The 19,511-nt window shown below is 70.9% G+C and carries 17 protein-coding genes; 11 read left to right on the top strand and 6 right to left on the bottom strand.

The window, feature by feature from the left end; all coding sequences use genetic code 11:
- Positions 1 to 6: 6 nt before the first annotated feature.
- Both STRCI_RS38215 and STRCI_RS38210 read right to left on the bottom strand, forming a co-directional pair.
- Entirely contained in the window at positions 7 to 1,002 is a 996-nt protein-coding gene (locus STRCI_RS38215; RefSeq protein WP_269663589.1) for a carbohydrate ABC transporter permease, read from the bottom strand.
- Between the two features lie 14 nt (positions 1,003 to 1,016).
- Positions 1,017 to 2,333, bottom strand: coding sequence for an ABC transporter substrate-binding protein (locus STRCI_RS38210; RefSeq protein WP_269663588.1), 1,317 nt, complete (start codon positions 2,331 to 2,333; stop codon positions 1,017 to 1,019).
- Positions 2,334 to 2,517: 184 nt separating this feature from the next.
- Between STRCI_RS38210 and STRCI_RS38205 the strand changes: the two genes are divergently transcribed.
- Positions 2,518 to 3,822: an ROK family protein gene (locus tag STRCI_RS38205; protein WP_269663587.1), complete on the top strand. Its 1,305-nt coding sequence runs from the start codon at positions 2,518 to 2,520 to the stop codon at positions 3,820 to 3,822.
- Between the two features lie 59 nt (positions 3,823 to 3,881).
- Here the strand turns inward: STRCI_RS38205 and STRCI_RS38200 are convergent, their stop codons facing one another.
- Positions 3,882 to 6,044: a discoidin domain-containing protein gene (locus STRCI_RS38200; protein ID WP_269663586.1), complete on the bottom strand. Its 2,163-nt coding sequence runs from the start codon at positions 6,042 to 6,044 to the stop codon at positions 3,882 to 3,884.
- 313 nt (positions 6,045 to 6,357) lie between these two features.
- Between STRCI_RS38200 and STRCI_RS38195 the strand changes: the two genes are divergently transcribed.
- The 10 genes from STRCI_RS38195 to STRCI_RS38150 all read left to right on the top strand — a co-directional run bounded on the left by STRCI_RS38195 (position 6,358) and on the right by STRCI_RS38150 (position 16,974).
- Positions 6,358 to 6,885 carry a hypothetical protein gene (locus STRCI_RS38195; protein ID WP_269663585.1) on the top strand — a complete coding sequence of 176 codons (528 nt, stop codon included), beginning with the start codon at positions 6,358 to 6,360 and terminating at the stop codon, positions 6,883 to 6,885.
- A 383-nt stretch (positions 6,886 to 7,268) separates the two neighbouring features.
- Positions 7,269 to 9,383 (top strand): hypothetical protein, encoded by a 2,115-nt coding sequence (locus STRCI_RS38190; RefSeq protein ID WP_269663584.1) that lies wholly within the window; start codon positions 7,269 to 7,271, stop codon positions 9,381 to 9,383.
- A gap of 85 nt (positions 9,384 to 9,468) precedes the next feature.
- A complete protein-coding gene (pelF, locus tag STRCI_RS38185) occupies positions 9,469 to 10,959 on the top strand; it encodes a GT4 family glycosyltransferase PelF (protein WP_269663583.1) in 1,491 nt (496 codons plus the stop codon).
- Entirely contained in the window at positions 10,956 to 12,311 is a 1,356-nt protein-coding gene (locus STRCI_RS38180; RefSeq protein ID WP_269663582.1) for a hypothetical protein, read from the top strand. Before pelF ends, STRCI_RS38180 begins: the two co-directional genes overlap by 4 nt.
- Positions 12,312 to 12,344: 33 nt before the next feature.
- Positions 12,345 to 13,346 (top strand): GDP-mannose 4,6-dehydratase, encoded by a 1,002-nt coding sequence (locus STRCI_RS38175; protein ID WP_269663581.1) that lies wholly within the window; start codon positions 12,345 to 12,347, stop codon positions 13,344 to 13,346.
- Between the two features lie 31 nt (positions 13,347 to 13,377).
- The gene (locus tag STRCI_RS38170; protein WP_269663580.1) at positions 13,378 to 14,091 is read left to right on the top strand and encodes a nucleotidyltransferase family protein; all 714 of its coding nucleotides are present in this window, start codon (positions 13,378 to 13,380) and stop codon (positions 14,089 to 14,091) included.
- Between the two features lie 7 nt (positions 14,092 to 14,098).
- Positions 14,099 to 14,992 carry an NAD-dependent epimerase/dehydratase family protein gene (locus tag STRCI_RS38165; RefSeq protein WP_269663579.1) on the top strand — a complete coding sequence of 298 codons (894 nt, stop codon included), beginning with the start codon at positions 14,099 to 14,101 and terminating at the stop codon, positions 14,990 to 14,992.
- Entirely contained in the window at positions 14,989 to 15,651 is a 663-nt protein-coding gene (locus STRCI_RS38160) for a spherulation-specific family 4 protein (RefSeq protein ID WP_269663578.1), read from the top strand. The genes STRCI_RS38165 and STRCI_RS38160 overlap by 4 nt, the downstream gene beginning before the upstream one ends.
- Complete coding sequence (locus STRCI_RS38155) at positions 15,648 to 16,439, top strand: endo alpha-1,4 polygalactosaminidase (protein WP_269663577.1); 792 nt, start codon at positions 15,648 to 15,650, stop codon at positions 16,437 to 16,439. Before STRCI_RS38160 ends, STRCI_RS38155 begins: the two co-directional genes overlap by 4 nt.
- A 28-nt stretch (positions 16,440 to 16,467) precedes the next feature.
- On the top strand, positions 16,468 to 16,974 hold the full coding sequence (locus tag STRCI_RS38150) for a molybdenum cofactor biosysynthesis protein (protein ID WP_269663576.1): 507 nt from the start codon (positions 16,468 to 16,470) through the stop codon (positions 16,972 to 16,974).
- Positions 16,975 to 16,982: 8 nt separating this feature from the next.
- On the opposite strand, the gene STRCI_RS38145 is transcribed toward STRCI_RS38150, so the two are convergent.
- The 3 genes from STRCI_RS38145 to STRCI_RS38135 form a co-directional block, all read right to left on the bottom strand.
- On the bottom strand, positions 16,983 to 18,356 hold the full coding sequence (locus tag STRCI_RS38145) for a glycoside hydrolase family 10 protein (RefSeq protein ID WP_269663575.1): 1,374 nt from the start codon (positions 18,354 to 18,356) through the stop codon (positions 16,983 to 16,985).
- A 158-nt stretch (positions 18,357 to 18,514) separates the two neighbouring features.
- Positions 18,515 to 19,162: an SRPBCC family protein gene (locus STRCI_RS38140; RefSeq protein WP_269663574.1), complete on the bottom strand. Its 648-nt coding sequence runs from the start codon at positions 19,160 to 19,162 to the stop codon at positions 18,515 to 18,517.
- On the bottom strand, positions 19,155 to 19,508 hold the full coding sequence (locus STRCI_RS38135) for an ArsR/SmtB family transcription factor (protein ID WP_015655566.1): 354 nt from the start codon (positions 19,506 to 19,508) through the stop codon (positions 19,155 to 19,157). Before STRCI_RS38135 ends, STRCI_RS38140 begins: the two co-directional genes overlap by 8 nt.
- Positions 19,509 to 19,511 lie beyond the last annotated feature (3 nt).

The raw sequence follows: 19,511 nt of genomic DNA, 5'->3' as shown, positions 1-19,511 counted from the left end.
GGCGGCCTAGACATCGGTGCCCTTCCTTCCGCGGGAGGTGAGCGCGAGGTAGACCCCGGTCACCAGGAGCAGGAACAGCAGGAGCAGGACCGACATCGCGGAGCCGGTGCCGAAGTTCCAGGTCTGGAACGACGATTGGTAGATGTGCAGCGAGATCAGGTCCGCCGATTCCGGCGCCGCCCGGCCGAACAGCACGAAGGGCGTGTTGAAGTCGTTGAACGTCCACAGGAACAGCACCAGGACGAGGACCTGGTTGACCGGGCGCAGGGACGGCATCGTGATCCGGCGGATCTGCTGCCAGACACCGGCGCCGTCGAGCGCGGCGGCCTCGTACATCTCGCGCGGGATGTTCTGGAGCCCGGCCATGATGATCAGGAAGGCGAACGGCCAGCCCTTCCACACCGAGACCACGAGCAGGGTGTAGAAGCTGTTGTCGCCGATCAACCAGAAGGGCGGTGAGTCGGTGAGCCCCAACTGGTCGTGGATCACATGGTTCACCAGGCCGTTGTCGCGCTGGAACATGAACGCCCAGGTGATGACGGCGGCGTAGACGGGCAGCGCGTACGGCACGAGGAAGATCGTGCGCAGCAGGCCCCGGCCGCGGAAGGACTCCTGGAGGTAGATCGCCGCGGTGGCGCCCAGCAGCCAACAGAGGCCCACGGAGAGCACGGTGAACAGACAGGTCGTGACGAACGACTTGAGCAGGGCCTCGCCGACGGGGGCGTCGAAGTCGACCGCGATCTTGTAGTTGTCCAGGCCAGCCCAGGGCGAGGTGCTCCAGTCCCGGATGTAGAACTGGGTGAGCTCCCTGAAGCTGACCACGATGCCGATGACCATCGGCACCAGGTGGACCAGGAGTTCCAGGAGCAGGGCGGGCAGGAGGAGCAGGTAGGGCAGGGACACATTGCGCAGCCGCCCGAAGCGGCGCTTGCGGGGCGCCGCTCCGGGGTCCTGCTTCTGTACGGTCCGCTCGCCCGTGCCGTAGGCAGCGGTGGTGGTCATGGTGGAATCCGTCGTCACGAGGTGGACATCTGCTGCTGGGCCTTGTCGAGCTTGGCCTTCACCGACTCGGTGGTGATCGCCCGGCCGGCGGCGGCGTCGGCGAACAGCTCCTTCACGGCGGTGCCCACGACGGTCTCGAACTGCGACTCCTCCGGGACCTGGGGCAGCGCGCTGGCGCTGGTGGCGAGGGTCTCGCGCAGGACGTCGAGCGCGGGGCCGCTGAACGCGGGGTCCTCCTGGGCGGCCTTGACCGGCGGGATGGAGCCGTAGGCGCCGTTGAGGATCTTCTGCTCGGCGTCGCTCGTCATGAAGTTCACGAACTTCTTGGCGCCGTCGATGTTCTTGGTGTTCTTGAAGACGGCCATGTTGATGCCGGCGACCATGGAGTTGGTGTTCGTGCCCGTGCCGGGGGTGCCGGACTGGACGGGGGCGGGGGCGACGCCCCACTCGTCGTCCTTCATGCCCTGGGACTTGAAGGTGGCCGAGGCGGTCTGCCAGAGCACCATCGCCGTCTTGTCCTTGGCGAAGTCGCTCAGGGACTGGTTCTGCGCGTACTCGGCGTTGCCCGGCGCGATGATCTTGTCCTTGGCCATCAGGTCGACGTACTGCTTCACCGCGGCGACGGCGCCGTCGGAGGTGAAGTCGGCCTTGCCGTCGGGGGTGAAGAAGTCCGCGCCGTGCTGCTTGCCGAGGACGAACACCTGGTGGATGTTGTTGGAGAGGTTCGAACCCTCAGCGCCGAGCGCCCACTTGCCGTCCTTGGACAGCTTCTTGCCGACCTCGGCCATCTCGTCCCAGGTGGCCGGCGGCTTCTCGATGCCCGCGTCGGCGAACATCTTCTTGTTGTAGTAGAGCGCGTAGGCCATGGAGTACAGCGGTACGGCGGCCGGGTCCTGGCCCTGGACGCCGGTGGAGCCGAGCGCGGAGTCGACGAAGCGGTCCTTGCCGCCGATCGCGTCGAAGTTCTTCGCGTCCCAGGGCAGCAGGGCGCCGGTGGCCTGGAGGGAGGCGCTCCAGGTGTTGCCTATGTTCAGGACGTCGGGGCCCTGGCCGGAAGTGGTGGCGGTGAGGATGCGGTTGAGCAGGTCCGACCAGGGCACCACCTCCAGCTTCACCTTGATGCCGGTCTCCTTCTCGAACTTGTCGAGTTCGGGCTGGAGGACCTTCTTGTCCACCTCCAGGCTCGCGCCCTGGTTGGAGGCCCAGTAGGTGAGGGTCTTGGGCTGCTCGTTGGAGCCCTCCGAGCCGGACGACCCCCCGCCGCAGGCAGCCGACGTGAGGACGAGCGAGAGGGTGACGGCGCCGATGGCTGCGGCTCTGATTCTGCGCATGAGTTCAGTGGGCCTTCCAGGAAGGAGCGACTGTCGCCTGAGGGGGATCCGGAGCTGCGCCCCGTGTGCGGACCCGAAACCCCCACGGCTTAATTTAGGACGTGAGTTAAGCGTCAAGCTAAGATCGCGTCAAGAGCCCCGGCCCAGGTGGTTGCGGCGCGGGCGTGAGAAAGAGGGAGCAGGGGTGACACTACGCAGCGGTCGTACGGTACGTGACCTGCGGCGGGAGAATCGCACCGCCGTGCTGCAGCGGCTGTACTTCGACGGGCCGCTCAGCCGGTTCTCGCTCGGGCCCGCCACCGGCCTCAGCTCCGGATCGGTGAGCAACGTGGTCTCCGAGCTGATGGCGGAGGGACTGGTCGAGGAGGCCGGCAGCGTCGATTCCGTGGGCGGGCGCCCGCGCACCCTGCTGCGGGTCAGCCCGCACAGCGGCCACATGATCGGCATCGACGTGGGCGAGACCCGGGTCCGGGTGGAGCTGTTCGACCTCGCGCTCACCGAGCTCGCCCGGGTCGAGAAGCCACTGGCGACGGAGGGGCCCCGGCGGGTCGACCGGTACGACGTCGACGTCGTCGTCCGGTATCTGCGCGAGGGCATCGCCGAGGTGCTGGAGCGGACCGGGATCCCGGCGCAGGGGCTGCTGGGCGTAGGCATCGGCGTCCCCGGCATCGTCGCGCACTCCGCGGCGGAGGGCGCCATCGTGCACGGGCAGACGATCGGCTGGGACGCCGTGCCGCTGGAGCGGTATCTGCGGGAGTCGGGACTGCTGCCGGAGACGGTGCCCTACTACGTCGACAACGGCGCCAAGACGCTCGGCCAGGCGGAGATGTGGTTCGGCGCCGGGCGGGGCGCCAAGAGCGCGGCCGTGGTCCTCTTCGGGTCCGGTGTCGGCGCGTGTGTGGTCTCCGCCGACATGGGGCCGGGGCGGGCCGTGGAGTGGGGCCATCTGACCGTACGGGTCCGGGGGCGGCGCTGCCGCTGTGGCGCCCAGGGCTGCCTGGAGGCCTACGCGGGCGCCGAGGCGCTGCTGGAGCGCTGGGCGGAGGCGGGAGGGCGGCCGCCCACGGGAGTGGACGAGGAGACGGCGCTGACGGCGATGCTCGCCGCGGCCTATCCGGCCGAGGGCCCCGCGGACGAGACGGCGCTGGAGATCCTGGAGGAGACCGCCGAGTACCTGGGCGCCGGCTTCTCCGACCTGATCAACCTCTTCCAGCCGGAGCGCATCCTGGTCGGCGGCTGGGCGGGGCTCCAACTGGGCCGCCGCTTCCTGGACTCCGTACGGGCCCACGCCACCGCCTACTCGCTGCGCTACCCCGCCGCGCACGTCAGCGTCGACCTGGGCACCCTCGGCCCGGACGCGGTCACGGTCGGCGCGGCGATCCTCCCGCTCGCCGACTTCTTCGCACGCGGCGGACGGCCCGTGGAGACGGAGCCGAAGGAGCCGAACCCGGCCTGGCAGACCAACCTCCAGGACCGGGCGGCTCAGTGACAAGGCTCTGAGGACCCTCCGGGCCGGGCGCGGGGACAGCCCGGTCCGGAGGGAGTCGGTCACGGGAAGGACGTGACGGTGGACGGGACGGTGGAGGTACCGGACGGGACCGTGGAAGGGCCCGTGTCGTTGATGACGTGCTCGTAGTGGCCGTTGCCGCTGAGCGAGACCACCAGCAGGCTGTGGAACTTCACCCCCGGCTTCACCGGCGCCTTGAAGCCGTGGTCCTGGCGGATGCTCGGGTCGACGTTGTAGTAGCAGTAGCTGCCCAGCCCCCACGCCTCGTGCGTGGTGACCGATTCGTCGACGCGATAGGCCGCGTAACCCCTGGTGGAGCCGTTCTGGATGGCGGCCTGGTTGGGCGCGTCGTAGGCCTTCTCGTTCTGGAAGAAGATCGTCCGGCCGCGCTCGCCGTACCACTCGACGTCGTACTTGTTGAAGTGCTCGACGAACAGTCCGGTCGCCAGCACGTCGTCGGCGTTGACGCGGACGCCGTAGTCGGCCCGGTTGGTCTCCCAGCCGACGCCGTCTCCGTGGTCGGCGCGCCACACCCAGGTGTGGTCGATGATCGTGTCGTCGCTGTTGACGACCATGCTGGTGGTGGCCTTGCCGGGGCCCGCGCCGCCGATCCGGATGTACACGTCCTGGACGGTGGTCGGGTTGGCCGCGTGGTCGGCGCCCGCACCCTGCGGGCCGACCTCCAGCAGGGTGCTGGAGTTGACCGTCCCGGCGTCGATCAGGAACCCGGCCAGCCGGACGCCGTCGACATCGCCGACGCGCATCGCGGTGACGCCGTTGTCCGGAATGATCGTCGCCAGGCCCAGACCGAGCACGATGGTGTTGGCCCGGTTGATCTGGATGGTCTGGTCGATGTGGTAGACGCCGGGTGTGAACAGCAGGTGCAGGCCCTGGCTCACGGCCTGGTTGATGGTGGCCGCGCTGGCTCCCGGCTTGACGACGTAGAAGTTGCTCAGCGGGACGGACTGGCCCTGCGGGGTGCCGCTCTCCCAGCTCGTGCCGCGCGCGTTGGTGCGCAGGGCGGGCGCGAACACCTTGTACTCGTTGCCGTCGAGGTACAGGAACGGCTTCTCGCGCGATACGGGCGTGTTCGCCAGGGTGGTGTACTTCGGCTCTGGGAAGCCGGTCGCCGGGGCGCCGACCGTGCCGGAGAAGACCTGGTTCCACACCGAGTTGGACCAGCCGCCGATGGAGCTGTCCCGGGTGTACCACTGCTGCTGCGAGTAGTTGCCGACCTGGCCGTCGACCTTGGAGTCGGCGATGTAGCCGCCGCTCGCCCAACCGTAGCCGTCCGGTGAGAGGTTGAGGCCGCCCTTGACGTGCATCCGGCGGAAGGAGGACGCCTGGGAGACCGCCCAGCGGTCGGTGCCGTTGACCGGGTTGACCGCGAGGTTCTCCGCCGAACGCCAGAAGTTCTGGGTGGCGTTGCCGTTGAACCAGCCCGCGTCGACGGTGATGTCACCGTTGATCAGGGTGTCGTCGGGCTTGAGCCCGAGTCCGGCGATCTGGGTGTAGAAGCCGATCTGGGCGTTGAGGCCGTTGTAGGTGCCGGGCTTGAACAGGAACGCGTGCCGGCCGCTGCCGAACTGGGCCGACTCCTGCTGCCGGAACACCTCGTCCAGCTTGGCCTGGATGCCGGGCGTGGAGGGGTCGAAGACATGGACGTTCGGGCCGAGGTCACCGCCGCCGGGGATGGTGGGGCCGCCGTCCTGGGTGCCGTAGACCTTGAACTCCCAGAGGGAGTAGCCCCATCCGGTGGCGCGGGCGGTGCCGAAGACCCGGACGTAGCGGGCGGTGCCGGAGACGTTCAGGGTCTCGGTGCCGCCCGTGCTGGTCGTGGTGGAGTAGGCCGTCGACCAGTCGGTGCCGTTCTGGGAGATCTCGATGCGGTAGGCCGAGGCGTGGGCGGTCTCCCAGCGCAGTTCGACCTGGCTGAGCGCGGCGGATGCGCCGAGGTCGACGCGGATCCACTGCGGGTCGGCGAAGGCGCTGGACCAGCGGGTGCCGGTGTCGCCGTCGACCGCGGCCGTGGCGGGCGTGCCGGCGTTCTCCGTGCTGGAGGCCGTGACCGGCTTGCCCTGGGAGAGCAGGGTCGGCGCCGCGGCGGCACGCGGTGCGGGCAGGACGGCGAGCAGGGCCGCCGCCAGGGCGAGGACGAGCGCGGCAACGAGGGAGCGTCTGTGGGGTGGGCCGAGTGCGGGCATAAAAAGGCTCCTCGGAACGAGAGTTGACAGAGGGGTGAGCGCGCTCTCGGGAACCCTGCCGCTCGATCTGCGGTCCGGTCAATAACTCCGTCACGACTTTTCTTTCACCTTTCATTAAGTAGGGAGCAGCCTTCGGCACCCTCGGGATACGCGCCAATCAACATCGGAGCGGGCGAGAAGCGCCCCGGGCGGCCCCACACCCGTAGCCCCACTTCACGCCGCCCACACGAATCCATCACGCCAGGATCACTTCCGGTCGTTCCGGCTCCGATGATGCAGACGGGCGGACGGCGCGCGCCTAGCCTCCCGGGCCATGCGATCACCTCTGATGAGACGTCTCGGTCTCACCGCCGTCCTCGCTCTGCTGCTCGCCGCGTTCGGCCTCGCCCCCAGCGCGAGCGCGGCCGAACCCGCCCCGGCCACCCTGACGTTCAGCTCCGACAGCGCGACCACCACGCCCGGCGGCACGGTGAACCTGTCGATGACGCTCACCAACAACGCCACCTACGACATCTGGTTCGTCTACCAGACGATCGACCCGACGTGGCTCACCACGCAGCGACCTGACCTGAAGTACAGCTTCACGTCGTGCACTCTGGCCACCGCCGCGGGCCCCACCCCCTGTTCCGGCACCGGCCCCGCCAACCTCGGCGCGAACTACGGCGCCACGATCCCGCCCGGTCAGAGCCGCACCGTCACCCTGACCCTCCAGATCGCCGCCGACTCCGGCTGCAACGGCAACATCGGCTTCTACTCGTACTACTACGCCGAGTTCAGCGACCGCACGAGCGTCAGCGGCGGTCCGGCCTACACCCCCGAGACACGGGTCCTGTGCGCCTGACGGGCCACGGTTGACCTGAAACCGGTCTGTGGCCGCCCTCCCCGCGTGGTCCAGACCTCCGGAAGAACACCGGCGGGCCCCAGTGGCCCGCCGGTGTGCCGTGCAGGCCCCCGGCCAGCGCTCCGGGCACTTCGCGCCGCCGCGCCGGCCTTCCTCGACCGGACCCCCGCACGTCATGTCCCGCCCGGAAGCGACCAGTTGGACACCTGCACTTTTCCGTCATGTTTCGCAAGATGACCACGAAAGCTACACACAGACACCACCATGTGACGCGACGGATGCGTCGACGACCGGCTACTGAGGGGGGCTCGGCGTCGCGCAAGGGGGTGCGTCCGCTCGTTGCGAGCAGTACCCACCCCTGCCCGGGGAGGGGACAGAACCGCATGAAGCGGATCTTATGCACCACCGCTCTGACGGTGGGCGCGCTCATCGCCGCGCTCGGCCTGCCGGCCGGGGCGGCTCAGGCCGACACCAGACCCCGTATCGATCTGCGGGTACTGGTCGTCAGCGACGGCGGTCCGTCGACGGACGCGATAGCCGCCGAACTGGAGGTGGCGGGAACCCCGTACACCGAGATCGACCTCACTCGGGCCGACCGGCCGGTGATCGACGCGGAGCTGCTCGCGGACACCGTCGACGGCCGGCCCCGGGCGAAGTTCCAGGCGGTCGTCCTGCCCAGCGACAACCCGTTCGCGGCCGGATCGGCCGAGATGGCCGCCCTGGTCGCCTACGAGCAGACCTACGACATCCCGCAGGTGGACGCCTACACCTACGCGCGTCCCGAGGCCGGGCTGAAGTACCCGGTCGAGGGCGGCTACGCCGGCAGCGCCGACGGAATGCGGGCGGAGGTCACGGCGGCCGGGCTCGCCGGACCCTTCGGCTATCTCGACGGCGGGGTGCCTTTCGAGGACAACTCCCCCACCGTCGGCGAGAGTTACGCCTATCTGTCGACACCGGTCGCCGGTGCCGACTTCACTCCCTACGTCGAGGCGACGATCCCCGGGACACAGCGGCGGGGCTCGCTGGTGGGCGAGTACCGGCACGACGGGCGCCGTGAGCTGGTCGTCACCTTCGTCTACAACCAGTACCAGCAGCAGTTCCGGCTGCTGGCGCGCGGAATCGTGGAGTGGCTGACGGGCGGGGTCCACCTGGGCGCGTCCCGGAACTACTTCGCCGTCCACGTGGACGACGTCTTCGCCGCCGACGACCGCTGGAACACCGCGCTGAACTGCACGCCCGGTGACGTCGACTGTCCCGAGGGAGCGGGCACGCCCGACCCGATCCGGATGACGCCCGGGGACGTGACCTACGCCGCCGACTGGCAGGACAGCCGCGGCTTCACGCTGGACCTGGCCTACAACGGGGCGGGCAGTGTCGAGCACCGCGAGGACAACGGCGGCGCCGACCCGCTCGCCGACCGGTTCCTCGCCGAGCGCGCCCGGTTCCGCTGGATCAACCACACCTACACGCACGCCTTCCTCGGCTGCGAGCAGGACACCACCGTCGTGCCGTGGCGCTGCGCCACCGAGGCCGACGGCAGCGTCCGCTGGGTCGGCCGCAACGCCATCGCCGACGAGATCGCCACCAACCGGGTCTGGGGCCAGAACGCCGGACTGCCGCTGGCGAACGACGAGGTGGTCACCGGGGAGCACTCGGGCCTGAGGGTGCTGCCGCAGCAGAGCGACGACAACCCGAACCTGGCGCTCGCGCTCGACGACACCGACATCGCCTGGCTCGGCTCGGACAACTCCCGCGAGCCCGGGCAGCGGCAGGTCGGCCCGGCGGTCACCGTGCCCCGCTACCCCATGAACGTCTTCTACAACGCGGGCCGGGCCGCCGAGCAGGTCGACGAGTACAACTGGATCTACACCCGCCGCACCCAGGGCGGCAGCGGCATCTGCGAGGACAACCCGGCGACTTCCACTTGTCTGGACCAGCCGCTGGACACCGCCACCGGGTACGCCGATTACATCGTTCCGCTGGAGACGCGGACGGCCCTCGGCCATGTGCTCTCGGGCGATCCGCGGCCGCACTACATCCATCAGTCCAACCTCGCCGAGGACCGCATCGCCTATCCGGTGCTGAACGGCGTCCTCGACGGCTACGCGGGGCTGTTCGCCGCCGACACCCCCGTGGTGAACCCGCGGATGAAGGACATCGGCGTCGAGCTCCAGCGCCGCACGGCCTGGCGGACGGCGCTCGACGGCGGGCAGGTCACGGCCTACCGGATCGGCGACACGGTCACCGTCGAGGCCCCGGACGGAGTCGCGGTCACCGCGACCATGCCCACCGGCACCACGCTGGCGGGCGCCGCCTTCGGCGAGCCCTACGCCGGTGAGCGGTCGGGGTGGACGCCGTCCGCCGGGGCCCCGCTCACCCTGAGCCTGCCCGCGTCGGCGACTCCCGCACCGGCCTCGGGCACCGACACGGCGACGGTCACGGACCCGGCGCCCGACACCTTCGTCCCGCGGGGAACGAGAGAGCCCTCGGCGACCTGAACGGCGCACCGAACCGAGGTCCCGGCCGCCCTCGCGCGGCCGGGACCGGCTCGACCACCCCACTCCTCGGCCGTGGAGCACATGGATGCACGTTCACCACGGCGCGCGACGCTCGGACGCGACGCGTGTCACCCTGCTCACCGAAGGCACCTATCCGCACAGCCACGGAGGCGTGAGCGTCTGGTGCGACCAGCTCGTGCGCGGCATGCCGGACCTGGAGTTCGACGTCGTCGCCGTCACCGGCACCGGTCATGAACCCGTCGTATGGGAGCTGCCCGCCCAGGTGTCCCGCGTCTGGTCCGTGCCGATGTGGGGCGCACCCCCGGAGGGCGAGCCGCCCCGCGGACGCGCCCGGCGCCGGCTCGCCCACTCCTACGAGCGGTTTCTCGCCGCGCTGCTCGACCCCTGTGCCGAGGACGGTTTCGCCCCCGCGCTGTACACGATGGCGCGGGCCGCGGCGGACGGATCGCTCAGCCCTTTTCTCCGCGGCGACCGGGCGGTCTCGGTGCTGGCCTCGGTGTGGAACCGCCCCGGTCTGGTGGTGCGGGAGGCCCGGCCGTCGCTGCATGACGCGCTGACCGCCACCGGACTGCTGGAGCACGCGCTGCGCCCACTGACCGCCCCGGTGCCCAGCGACGGGGTGACCCACGCGGTGAGCGGCGGAGTCGCGGTGCTCCCCGGTCTCGCGGCGCTGGAACGTTACGGCACTCCGCTGCTGCTCACCGAGCACGGCGTCTACCTGCGGGAGCGCTATCTCGGCTACCGCACCGCTCCCTACCGCTGGCCGGTGAAGGCCGTGGTGCTGGGCTTCTTCCGGCTGCTGGCGGAGGAGACCTACCGCAGGGCGGCGCTGATCACGCCGGGCAACCGCTACAACCGGCTGTGGGAGGAGCAGGGTGGTGCGGCACCGGAGTCGATCCGGACCGTCTACAACGGCGTGGATCCGGCGGAGTTCCCGCCCGCCGGGCCCGAACCGGAGGGGCTGACGCTCAGCTGGGCGGGCCGGGTCGACCCGATCAAGGACCTGGAGACCCTCATCCGCGCCTTCTCCCTGGTGCGCGAGCAACTCCCGGACGTACGGCTGCGGTTGTTCGGCGGGACGCCTCGCGGTGGTGAGGCCTACCGGGAGCGCTGCGAGGCGCTGGCCGCCGAGCTGGGGCACGCGGACGCGGTGACCTTCGAGGGCCGGGTCGACGACATCAAGGACGCCTACGCGGCGGGGACCGTGGTGATGCTCTCCAGCATCAGCGAGGGCTTCCCGTTCACCCTGATCGAGGCGATGTCCTGCGGGCGGGCCACCGTCTCCACGGACGTGGGCGGGGTCCGCGAGGCCGTCGGCGACACGGGACTCGTGGTGCCGCCGAGGGATCCGGCGGCCATGGCGGCCGCCGCGCTGGAACTGCTGGCCGAGCCCGGACGGCGGGCGGCGATGGGCGAGGCGGCGCGGCTGCGGGTGATCGAGCAGTTCACCCTGCGGCGGACCATCGACACGTTCCGCGCGATCTATCAGGAACTTCCCGACCTGGACCGGACGGTGACGCCGGCGCCGGAGCCCGTGCGGAGCCTCGCCCTGTGAGCGGCCCGATGGCTCTCGAACCCGGCGGCACGGAGCAGGACACGCTCGCCCTGCGCCTGGCCGACGACACCACCATGGCGCTGCGGCTCCCGGACCGTGGCACGCACCGCGCCGAGGTGGACGGGCTGGCCGCCGAGCTGGCCGACCGGATCGGCCCCTCCGTCCATCCCTACGAGGTGGCCGCGCTGCTGGAGTCGGAGGGCCTGACCGCCGCGGTGGTCAAGGAACGCTACGGGCACCGGGACATCTTCACGCTCGCCTCCGCCCTGTACGAGCGGGTCCCCCGGGCCTTTCCCGAACCCGCCCCCACGGCCGACCCCTGGCGGCCCGACCATGTGCGCTGTCTGCTGCGCGGGGTGCTCTTCGCGCTGCCGGGCCTCGCCTACCTCCTCGCGGCACCGCTGTGGCACGCCTCGGAGCACGCCACGGCGCTGATCCTGGCGGGGCTCGTCTCCTGGGCGTGGGGGCAGGGGCTGGGCCACCGGGCCCACCTGCGCAGGGCGACGGGGCGCCGGGAGGCGGGCCGTACGCTGCTCTTCGGCGCTCCGGTCGGCGCGGCCCTGGCGACGGCCTGTGCCGCGGTGCCCGCGCAGGGCGGACCGGTCACCCTGGTAGCGGCGGCGCAGTCGCTCTATCTGGCCGCGGCGGGCGTGCTGCTGGTGCTCGGCGCGGAGTGGTGGCTGCTGGCCGCGCTCAGTCCGCTGATCGCCGGTTCCGCGGTACTGCCGTGGTGGGAGCCCGGCCAACTCCTGCGCGCCGGGCTGCCTTTGCTGGCGCTGCTCGCCACCCTCGCCGTCACCGCCCACGCCCTGCGCGGCGCCGTCACCGCCCCGGCCGCGACCGGCGCTCCCCCACCACCGGCCCACCGGTCGCTGCCGTACGGCCTGTTCGGGCTCGCGGCCGGAATCCTGGTGCTGCTGGAGGGCCGCCGCCATCCGTACGCGGTGATCGCGCTGACCGTGTCCATGGGGCCCGCCGAGTGGCTGCTGTACCGCTATCGGGGACTGTCCGTCGGCGCCCTGCGCGCTGCCGCCACTCCCCTCGGGTTCCTGTGGCGCTCGGCCGGTGTCCTCGCCCTGTGTCTGCTCGCCTACCTCCTGCTCCTGCTGCCCGCGGCGCTGCTCACCGACAGCGACCCGGTGGCGCTGCTGCCGCTCGCGGCCGCCTTGTGGACGGCTCTGCTGCTCCAGGCGTTCGGCACGGCCTGGCCGCCGGCGGCGATCTGTCTGACCGCCGCGGCCTGGGCCGCCCTGGCGCCCCAGGACCAACTCGCGCTGCCCTACGGGGCGGCGGCCCTGTGTCTCACGCTCTGCGTGCTGCGGACGCTGGGCCGACCCGCTCCCCATGTCTGAGTCCCGTTTCAACCATCCGGAAGGACCCACGAGTTGACCTCCGCACCGCTCGCCGCCGTCACCGGAGCCGAAGGCTTCATCGGCTCCCACCTCACCGAGACCCTCGTCGCCTCCGGGCACCGGGTGAGGGCGATGGCCCAGTACAACTCCTTCTCCTCCTACGGCTGGCTGGAGACCCTGGCGCCGGACGTCCTGGAGCACGTCGAGATCGTCCTCGGCGATGTCCGCGACCCCGGCTCGGTCCGCGGCCTGATGGAAGGCGCCGACTGCGTCTATCACCTGGCCGCCCTGATCGCGATCCCGTACTCCTACCAGGCGCCGCACAGCTACGTGGACACGAACGTCACCGGCACCCTCAACGTCCTGGAGGCCGCCCGCTCCCTCGGCACGCCCCGGCTGGTGCACACCTCGACCAGCGAGACCTACGGCACCGCGCAGACGGTGCCGATCACCGAGGACCACCCCATCAACACCCAGTCCCCGTACGCCGCTTCGAAGGCGGGCGGCGACCGGCTGGCGGACAGCTACCACGCGAGCTTCGGCACTCCCGTGGTGACCCTGCGGCCGTTCAACACCTTCGGCCCGCGGCAGTCGATGCGGGCGGTGATCCCCACGGTGATCGGTCAAGTGGCCGCCGGGGAACGGACGATCACCCTCGGCGATCTGCGTCCCACCCGGGACTTCACCTACGTCAAGGACACCGCGCGGGCGTTCCTCGCGGTGGGCACCGGGCCCGCCGAACAGGTCGTGGGCCGCACCTTCAACGCCGGTACCGGCGGCGAGATCTCGGTCGGCGACCTGGTCGCGCTGATCGGCAAGGTGATGGACACCGCCCTCGACGTACGGGAGGACACCGAGCGGCTGCGGCCCGCCGCCTCGGAGGTGATGCGGCTGGTCGCGGACGCCTCCCGGCTCACCGCGGCCACCGGCTGGCGGCCCGGCCACACCCTGGAGGAAGGGCTCGCGCACACCGTGGAGTTCTTCCGCGACCCGGCCAACCTGGCCCGCTACAAGACCGGCATCTACAACATCTGACCCCCCACCGTTCCACGAAGGAGCAGTCCCCATGCACGCAGTGATCCTGGCGGGCGGCAAGGGCGTCCGGTTGCGGCCCTACACCACGGCCCTGCCCAAGCCGCTCGTCCCCATCGGCGATCAGCACGCCATCCTGGAGATCGTGCTGCGCCAGCTCTCGGCGTCCGGCTTCACCCACTGCACCCTCGCCATCGGCCACCTCGGGGAGATCATCCGCGCCTACGTCGGCGACGGCTCGCAGTGGGGCATGAACGTCACCTACGCCACCGAGGACAGCCCCCTCGGCACCATGGGCCCGCTGCTGGCCCTGCGCGACCAACTGCCGGAGACCTTCCTGGTCATGAACGGCGACATCCTCACCGATCTCGACTACGCCGATGTGCTGCACCGGCACCGGGAGTCGGGCGCGCCGCTCACCATCGCCACCTACGCGCGCAAGGTCCACATCGACTTCGGGGTGCTGACCACCGACGCCAGCCGGGTGGTGGCGTTCACCGAGAAGCCGAGCATGGACTACCGGGTCTCGATGGGCGTCTACGGCCTGTCCCGGGCCACCCTCGACTCCTACACCCCCGGCCTGCCGCTCGGCTTCGACGAGCTGGTCCTCGATCTGCTGGCGGACCAACGCCCGCCGTACGCGTACGAGTTCGACGGGTACTGGCTGGACATCGGGCGGCCCGACGACTACGACCGGGCGAACGCGGAGTTCACCAGCCGCAAGTCGCTTCTGCTCAAGGGAGCCTGAGCGCCGTATGCGCATTCTCGTTCTGGGCCGCACCGGCTTTCTGGGCGGTCATGTCGTCGAGCGGCTGCGTGCCCTGCCGGGCACGCGGGTGCTCGGCGGCGGGCGCTCCGCCGACGCCGACCATCGCATCGACCTCGCCTCGGCCGACCCCGAGGAGCTGGCGAAGACCCTGGCGTCGGCGGCACCCGACGCCGTGGTCAACTGCGCCGGAGCCGTCGCGGGTGACGCCGTCACCCTCGCCGAGGTCAACGCCCGTGGCCCCGCGATGCTGTGCGCTGCGCTGCGGGCGGCGGCACCCGCGGCGCGCCTGGTCCATCTGGGCTCGGCCGCCGAGTACGGGCCGAGCGCACCCGGCGTCGCGGTCACCGAGTCGGCGCCGACCAGCCCGGTCGGCCCGTACGGCGCGACCAAGCTCGCGGGCACGGCCTGCGTGACCGCCTCCGGGCTTGACGCGGTGGTCCTGCGCGTGGGCAACCCGGTGGGGCCGGGCGCCCCGGCCGCCGGGCTGCCCGGCCGGGTCGCCGCCCTGCTCCGCGAGGCGGGCCCGGACCCCGAGGCGGTGCTGCGCCTCGGCGATCTGTCGGCCTACCGCGACTTCGTCGACGTACGGGATCTGGCGCGGGCGGTGGAGCTGGCGGTGCGGGCGAGTGGTCCCTTGCCGCCCGTGCTGAACATCGGCGGCGGGGCGGCAGTGCCGGTGCGTGAACTGGTGCACGGGCTCGCCGGGTTGGCGGGCTTCCGGGGCCGGATCGAGGAGTCCGCGCCCAGCTCGGCCCGCTCGGCTCAGGTGTCGTGGCAGTGCTCGGACATCACCGCCGCGCACGACGCCCTCGGCTGGCGGCCCGCCCACACCCTGGAGGAATCACTGTGCGCACTGTGGGAGGGCGGCCGAGCACCGTGAGCCTGCTGATTCCGCTGTACGTCCATCCGGCCGAGGACCCGGGCGCCTGGCACCGGCTGATCTCGGGCGCCGCCCGCACCTACGGGGTGGTCCTGAACCCGGCGAGCGGACCGGGCCGGGAGCCCGACCCGGCGTTCACGGCGGCGGCCGGAGCGCTGCGGACGGCCGGGGCACGGCTGCTCGGTTACGCGGACACGGCCTACGGGCGCCGCGATCCTGCGGAGGTCGTGGCGGACATGCGCAGGCACCGGGAGTGGTACGCGGCCGACGGCTGCTTCCTCGACCGGGTGCCCTCCGAACGGGCCGGGCTCCCCGGGTGCCGGAAGCTGGTCCGCTCCGTCCGGCGGGCCGGTGCCGGGACCGTGGTCCTCAATCCGGGCGTCCATCCGGCGCCCGGGTACACCCGGCTCGCCGATCTGACGGTCACGTTCGAGGGCCACTGGTCGACCTACGTCTCGGCCTTCAGCCGCCCGGCGTGGACCGCCCGGCATCCGGCCGAGCGGTTCTGCCATCTGGTGTACGGGGTGCCGGAGGCGCTGGTGCCGCTCGCGGTGCGTACGGCCCACGAGCGGGGGGCCGCGGTGTCGGGGCCGGTGACGGGGGAACAGCCCAATCCCTGGGCCGGGTTGACGCCCGCGCTGACGGGGGTGGAGCGATGAGGAGGGCGACGGCTCTGGTGACGGCGCTCGTCGCGTTGGCGGCGCTGGCCGGGTGCTCGCAGGACTCGAAGGAAGCGGTCCGTGCAGGGCACCGCTGGCAGCCGCGCCCCGGACTCGCCTGGCAGTGGCAGCTCGACGGCCGGGTGGACCCCTCGGTCGACGTGCCGGTCTACGACATCGACGGCTTCGAGAGCTCCGCCGCGGACGTGGCCCGGCTGCACCGCGACGGACGCAAGGTGATCTGTTACGTCAACGTCGGCTCCTGGGAGGACTTCCGCCCCGACCAGGACGCCTTCCCCGAGTCGGTGCTGGGCCGCCCCAACGGCTGGAAGGGCGAGCGCTGGCTGGACATCCGCCGACTGTCCGTGCTCCGGCCGATCATGGAGCGCCGGTTCGACATGTGCCGCGACAAGGGCTTCGACGCGATCGAGCCCGATCTGCTGGAGGGCTACGGCAACGACACCGGGTTCCCGCTCACCGCGCGCCATCAGCTCCGGTACAACCGCATGATCGCGGACCTCGCCCATCGGCGCGGCCTGTCGGTGGGGCTGAAGAACGATCTGCCTCAAGTTCCGCAGCTGGTGCGCCACTTCGACTTCGCGGTCAACGAGGAGTGCGCCCAGTTCGACGAGTGCGGGGAGCTGAAGCCGTTCATCGCCGCGGGCAAGGCGGTCTTCCATGTGGAGTACGCCGAACCGACCACCGCCTTCTGCCCGGACTCCCGGCGGCTGAAGCTGTCGTCGATGCGGAAAAGGCTGGATCTCGGGGTTTGGCGGGCGCCGTGCTGACCTGCGCGGCACTCCGTAGGGTGAGTGCATGACCGAGGTGGAGATACAGGTGGTGCAGTTGCTCGTGTCGCCCATGCACCGGCTCGCGGGGCGGCCCGGGGACGGACTGCCGCCCGAGGGCGAGGGGGAGCTCGTGGCCCGGGCCCAGGTGCGCGAGGGCCTCGGTCTGCTCGGGGACCGGTACTTCGGGCAGCCGGCCCATCGCGATGCCTCGGTGACCCTGATGTCCGAGGAGAATCTGCCCGTCGGCATCGACCCGGCGGTGGATCTGCGCGGCACCCGCCGCAACGTCCTGCTGCGCGGTGTCGACATCGACGCCCTGGTCGGCTCGGCCGTCAGTCTGGACTGCGGATTCGGCCCCGTGACCTTCGCCCTGCACCGTCCGGCCCGGCCGTGCGCGTGGATGGACGTGACCATCGGGCCCGGGGCCCAGCGCGCGCTCCGCGACAAGGGCGGTGTGCGATGCACCCCGTTGTCGAACGGGGTGCTCGCGGTGGGCCCGGCGACGTTCCGGGTGCTGCCCCTGGACCAGTGAACCGTCGGTCAGGACGCCGTACAGGAACCCAGTACCGGCGCCGAGTTGTTGCCGTTCTTCATGACCGTGAAGCCGAAGCTGGTCGACGCCCCGGCGGCGAGGCTCCCGTTGCCGTTCGGGCGCATCGTCATCACGTTGCCGGAACTGTCCCAGGTGGGCGAGCCGTTCCAGGTCGCGGAGACCTTCTGCGGTGCGGTGACCGTGACGGTCGTCGTCCAGCTCGTGATGGCCGAACTGCCCGCGGTGACGGTCACCTTGCCGTTGAAGCCGTCGTTCCACTCCTCCTGCTTGCTGTAGGTCACGGAACAGGACGCGGTGCCACCGCCGCCCCCGCCGGATCCGCCGAGCGCGGTCAGTACGGCCGTGTAGGCGGGCTTCTTGGCGTAGTTGCCGTCAAACAGCAGGGGTGTTCCGGAGGCGCGCCAGGAGTACTTGTCGGTGACGCCCCAGACGGTGATGCCGGTGCAGCGGCTGACCGCGAGGCAGGCGCGTACGACATTGCCGTAGCTGTTGGCCTGGGCGGTGCCGGAGCCCTCGATGTCGAGTTCGGTGATCTGGACGTCGACGCCGAGGTCGGCGAAGCGCTGGAGGTTCGCCTGGTAGTCGGAGGGCACGGGTGAGGCGCTGTTGAAGTGGGACTGGAAGCCGACGCAGTCGATCGGCACGCCGCGTGCCTTGAAGTCGCGGACCATGGTGTAGACGGCATTGCTCTTCGCGTTGACGCCGTCGGTGTTGTAGTCGTTGTAGCAGAGCTTGGCGGCCGGGTCGGCGGCGCGGGCGGTGCGGAACGCCTCCTCGATGAAGCCGTTGCCGAGCTTGTCCTGGAAGGGCGAGCTGCGGCGGGCTCCGCTGGAACCGTCCTGGAAGGCCTCGTTGACGACGTCCCAGGAGTGGATCTTGCCCTTCCAGTGGGTCATCACCTGGGTGATGTGGTTGTTCATCGCCGATCTGAGGTCGGCAGTGGCCAACGAACCGACCCAGCTGGGCAGTTGGGAGTGCCACACCAGGGTGTGGCCGCGGACCTTCATGCCCCGGCTCTGGGCGTGGTTGACGATCTGATCGGCGCTGCCGTAGGAGAACGAGCCGCGGGTGCGCTCGATGGCGTCCCACTTCATCTCGTTCTCGGGGGTGACCGAGTTGAACTCGGTGTTGAGCGTGTTCGCGTACGCGGACTCACCGAGGTGGTTGGCGGCGACGGCGGTGCCGAAGTAGCGGCCCTTCTCGGCGGCCGACGCGCCGAGGGTGCTCGCCGCCTGCGCGGTGCCCGTCAGAGCGGTGACACCGGTGGCGGCGAGCAGCCCGGCGAGGCCGAGGATGAGTGCGGTGCGCGGGCGGGGGTGCGGACGTTCGGGGGCCTTGCGGATGGTCGTGCGGGGGGCCATCTCGTCCCCTTCCTTCCGAAAGTTTCGGACACATTTCCGAATGGCGTCGCAGACCATACGGGTGGCCTGATACACCGTCAATGCCCCGAACGACCGCCTGTCCCAGTTGGCTCATATTCCCCCGGCGGCCACTTGCCCGCTCGAAAGTTTCGGCCGCCTCAGGCGGAGGGTTCGGCGCCGGTGTAGAAGGCGATCGTCGCCTTCGTGGTGGACGCGACGGCCTGGGCATCCGCGCCCGAAGCGGTGAACGCGGCACCCCACAGCTCGCCCGACCGCGCGTGGGTCGCCTTGCCCTCGTCGGACATCGCCCACTCCTGCGCCTTCTCCGGACTGGCGAACCCGCCCCCGGCGAGATGCATACCGAGCCCGAGGAGCACCATGTCCCAGCCGACCCCGGTGGCGCCGGGCCCGAACTGCCCCCAGAACTCCTCCGGGACGACGGCCACATGCTCCAGTTCGAGGACGGTGCGGTCCTCGCCCTCCGCGGTGAGGCGCACGACGACCTCGCTGAAGCCCGGATCGGGGCCGAACAGCCAGCTCACGCGCAACAGGCTGGGCTCGTCGCACTGGAGGATCTCGCCTCCGGCCTGCCCTTCGAACTGGTAGCGTCCGCCGACCTCGAACTCGCCGCTGACCGGCAGGAACCAGCGGGCGATGCGCTCAGGAGTGGTCACCGCGTTCCATACGTCGGCGACCTCGGCGTCGTAGGAGCGCCGGAGCAGCACGGTGCGGGCGTCGCCGGCCTCGACCTGCCGGGTGCCGACCTCGCGGTGCAGTCGATTGATCTCGTCGATGAAGTCAGTCATCCTCGTTCACTTCCTCTTGGCGTCTGCGCTCGCGCCTGCCTCGCGCGAGTTCCGTCCCGAGCGCGTCGAGCCGCTGCTCCCAGAAGCCCCGGAACCGCTCCAGCCAGTCGTCCACCTGGCGCAGCGGAGCGGCGTCCACGGCGTACAGCCGCCGGGTGCCCTCCGCCCGCACGGACGCGAAGCCGTTCTCCCGCAGCACCTTCAGGTGCTGGGACACGGCGGGCTGCGAGATCCCGAACTCTTCCCGGATCACGGCACTGATCTCGCCCGATGCCTGCTCGCCCACGGCGAGCAGCTCCAATATCCGGCGTCTGACCGGATCCCCCAGAACATCGAAGGCGTGCACGTG

This window comes from Streptomyces cinnabarinus, assembly GCF_027270315.1.
Taxonomy (GTDB): Bacteria; Actinomycetota; Actinomycetes; order Streptomycetales; family Streptomycetaceae; genus Streptomyces; species Streptomyces cinnabarinus.
Note: the sequence above shows the minus strand (reverse complement) of the source record. Positions and strands in the feature narration are given on the sequence as shown.